Origin of the sequence: Pseudokineococcus marinus, assembly GCF_013004605.1 — a bacterium.
GTDB classification, from domain to species: domain Bacteria; phylum Actinomycetota; class Actinomycetes; order Actinomycetales; family Quadrisphaeraceae; genus Pseudokineococcus; species Pseudokineococcus marinus.
Map to the genome: position 1 here is coordinate 1 of NZ_JABEMA010000316.1, position 3432 is coordinate 3432.

Consider the following 3432-nt stretch of genomic DNA (forward strand, 5'->3'; position numbering starts at 1 on the left):
CGGCCTCGCGCTCGCCGGAGCGCCCGCCGCCGCCACCGCGGCGGAGCCGCCCGACGTGACCGCGGCGGAGCCGCCCGACGTGACCGTCGTCGCCGACGGGCTCGTCGGGCCGCTGTCCCTGGACGCCACGCCGCGGGGCGACGTCGTCGTCGCGCAGTCCTTCGCCGGGCTCCTCACCCGCCTCGACCGGACCGGTGGGCGCACCGACCTCGTCGCGCTGCCCGGCGAGGAGGTGGCCGGCGTCTCGGCGCCCTCGGCCGCCGGCGTCCTCTACACGCACTCCCTCGGCGAGGGACCGGACGCCGTCGCGAACCTCGAGCGCGTCGACCGGCGCGGGCGCGTCCAGGTCGTCGCCGACCTCGCGGCGCACGAGCGCGGCGCGAACCCCGACGGCGGCACCGTCTACGGCCTCCGGGACACGGCGCAGAGCTGCCTCGACCAGCTCCCCGAGGGCTTCCCCGGCCGCTACACCGGGGAGGTCTACAGCCACCCCTACGCGACGGCGCGGATGCGCGGCGGGCGCACGGCGGTGGCCGACGCCGGCGGCAACGCCCTGCTGTCCGTCGACGTGCGGGGGCGCGTCGACGTCGTCGCCGTCCTGCCGGCGCAGCCGGCCGTCCTCACCGCCGACGTGGCCGCGCAGAACGGGCTGCCCGACTGCGTCGTCGGGCAGACCTACTGGTTCGAACCCGTCCCGACCGACGTCGAGACGGGGCCGGACGGCGCCCTCTACGCCAGCCTGCTGCCGGGCGGGCCGGAGGACCCGAGCCTCGGGGCGCGCGGCTCGGTCGTGCGCGTCGACCCGCGGACGGGCGCGGTGACGACCGTGCTCGACGGGCTGCTCGCCGCCACCGGCGTGGCCGTGGGCGACGACGGCACGGTGTACGCCACCGAGCTGTTCGGCGGGCGCGTCGTGGCGCTGGCGCCGGGAGCCGACGCCCCGACCACCGTGCTCGAGGCGGAACTGCCGGCGGCGGTCGAGCTGGCCGGCGGCGACCTGTGGGTGACGACGCAGGCGCTCGGGCCGACGGGGCAGGTGCTGCGCGTCGACCTCTGAGGCGCCCCCTCGAGCAGGCGAGGGGACGCTCGACCGCCCGGTGACGGCCCGCGGTCCGTGGCGCCGGCGCGGAGCGTCTCGAGCATCACCGCGAGTGACCACTCTTCGCTGAGCACCACCGGGCGCCGGCGCCCCCGCCGCTCCTCACCGCTCGCGAATGACACCCGTGTGGTTCGACAGAGGCTGCCGCTCAGCCCTTCTCACCCACCCGCGGATCCGCGCCGATTCACCCGCTCGGGTTGTCATCGTCCCGTGATGTCACCTAGCGTCGCGCGCGTCCTGGCACCGGAGGCGGCGACGTCGCCCGGCGCACCGGCGCGCATCCGCGCCCCGGCGGACGCGCCGCCCTGCTGCGGCGCACCGAACCAGCGCGGCCGCTCGCGCCCTCTCCGCCCGGCGGTCGTCCCCCACACCCTGCGCGGGGCGGAGACGGCTGTGCCGACGGCGTGCGCGCGAGAGGTCTCGACATCCGCAGCTCGCGACAGACCACGACGACGAGCACCCGCCGCGTCCGCCGCCCCGTGGGGCTCGGTGCGGTGGCCGCCCTGGTGGCCGCGCCCCTCGTCGGCCTGACGACGGCGTCCTCCGCCTCGGCCGCGACCGACGCCGTCTGGGACCGCCTGGCCCAGTGCGAGAGCAGCGGCCGGTGGGACATCAACACCGGCAACGGCTACTACGGCGGCGTGCAGTTCTACCAGCCGACCTGGGTCGGCTTCGGCGGCCAGCAGTACGCCCCCCGGGCCGACCTGGCCACGCGCGAGGAGCAGCTCGCCATCGCCGAGAAGGTCCTCGACGTGCAGGGCTGGGGCGCCTGGCCCGCCTGCACGCGCAAGCTCGGCTACGGCGAGGCCGAGAAGGCCGGCTCGCCCACGCCCCCCGGCGGCTCGGTGGCCCCCACGCCCCCGCCGCCGTCCGACCCGGCGCCGTCCGGTGCGACCTACACGGTCCGCAGCGGTGACACCCTGGGCTCCATCGCCGCCCGCTTCGGCACCAGCTGGCGGGCGCTCTACGACGCCAACCGCGACCGCGTCTCCAACCCCAACGCCATCTACGTGGGTCAGGTGCTCCGCGTGCCCGGCGGCGGCGGTGGCGGCGGCCAGACGCCGGCGCCGTCCGGTGGCACCTACACGGTGCGCAGCGGCGACACGCTCTCGCGCATCGCGGCGGCCAACGGCACCACGTGGCAGGCGCTCTACGACGCCAACCGCTCCACGGTCTCCAACCCGAACGCGATCTACGTCGGGCAGGTGCTGCAGCTCCCCTGAGCCGCAGCCCGCAGGGACACCGCCGGGGGCGGGACGGACGCAGGTCCGTCCCGCCCCCGCGTGCGTCCCCGGACCCGACCGGCTGCACGGGGCGAGTCGTCGCCCGTTCGCCCTCAAGAGGGGCGCCTCCAGGGCGAGTCGTCGCCTGTTCGCCGTCAGCGGTGGCGCGTCGGGCCGGCGGTCAGGCGCACGCGTCTCTGTAGCGCCCGCGCCTGCTCCCGGCGCAGCCGCTCGTCGTGGCGGACGGCGAGCGCGGCCGCCTCCCGCTGCAGCTTCTGGTGGCTGCGCCAGCGCCGCTCGGGCAGCTCGCCGCTCTCGAGCGCCGCGGTGACGGCGCAGCCCGGTTCCACGGAGTGCGAGCAGTCGGCGAAGCGGCACCGTGCCGCGAGCGCCGTGACGTCCTCGAAGGCGCGGTCGACGCCGTCCGCCGTCTCCCACAGGCCGAGGCCCCGCACGCCCGGGGTGTCGAGCAGGACGCCGCCGCCGGGCAGGGGCACGAGCTCGCGCGCCGTCGTCGTGTGGCGCCCGCGGCCATCGGCCCCGCGCACGGCCCCGACCGCCTGCACCTCCTCGCCCACGAGCGCGTTGACGAGCGAGGACTTCCCCGCGCCGGACGGCCCGAGCAGCGCGAGCGTCCCCGCGCCGACGGCGGCGCGGAGCTCCTCCAGGCCCGCGCCCGTCGCCGTCGAGGTGAGCAGCACCTCGGCCCCCGCCGCGGAGCGCTCGAGCAGCTCGCGCTCGGCACCGGTGTCGGCGACGACGTCCGCCTTCGTCGCGACGACGAGGGGCCGCGCGCCCGACTCCCACGCCACGGCCAGCGTCCGCTCGAGCCGGCCGGCGGAGACGGGGACGTCGAGGGGCACGACGACGGCGACGACGTCCACCCACGTGGCCAGCTCCTGCTGCTGCGACAGGTCGTCCTGGGCCACGCGGCGCACGAGCGCCGTCGCGGGCGCGAGCCGCGCGAGGACGGCGGGCCCCTCGTCGGCGTCGCGCGCCCACACCACCCAGTCGCCGGTGACGAGCGCGCCCTCGACCCCGGCGCGACGGCCGGCCAGCGTGCGGGTCGCGGCGGCGACCGGTCCGTCCGCCGTCGCGAGGTGCGCACGC

At 77.9% G+C, this 3432-nt stretch carries 3 protein-coding genes; 2 read left to right on the forward strand and 1 reads right to left on the reverse strand.

What is annotated here, in order from left to right; genetic code table 11:
• Positions 1-1057: ScyD/ScyE family protein (locus HLB09_RS14670; RefSeq protein ID WP_212771144.1), on the forward strand; the 1057-nt coding region annotated here is incomplete at its 5' end.
• A 446-nt stretch (positions 1058-1503) separates the two neighbouring features.
• The gene (locus HLB09_RS19510) at positions 1504-2322 is read left to right on the forward strand and encodes a LysM peptidoglycan-binding domain-containing protein (RefSeq protein ID WP_212771145.1); all 819 of its coding nucleotides are present in this window, start codon (positions 1504-1506) and stop codon (positions 2320-2322) included.
• A gap of 155 nt (positions 2323-2477) precedes the next feature.
• Here the strand turns inward: HLB09_RS19510 and rsgA are convergent.
• The coding region (rsgA, locus tag HLB09_RS14680; RefSeq protein WP_171204075.1) for a ribosome small subunit-dependent GTPase A at positions 2478-3432 on the reverse strand (955 nt) is incomplete at its 5' end.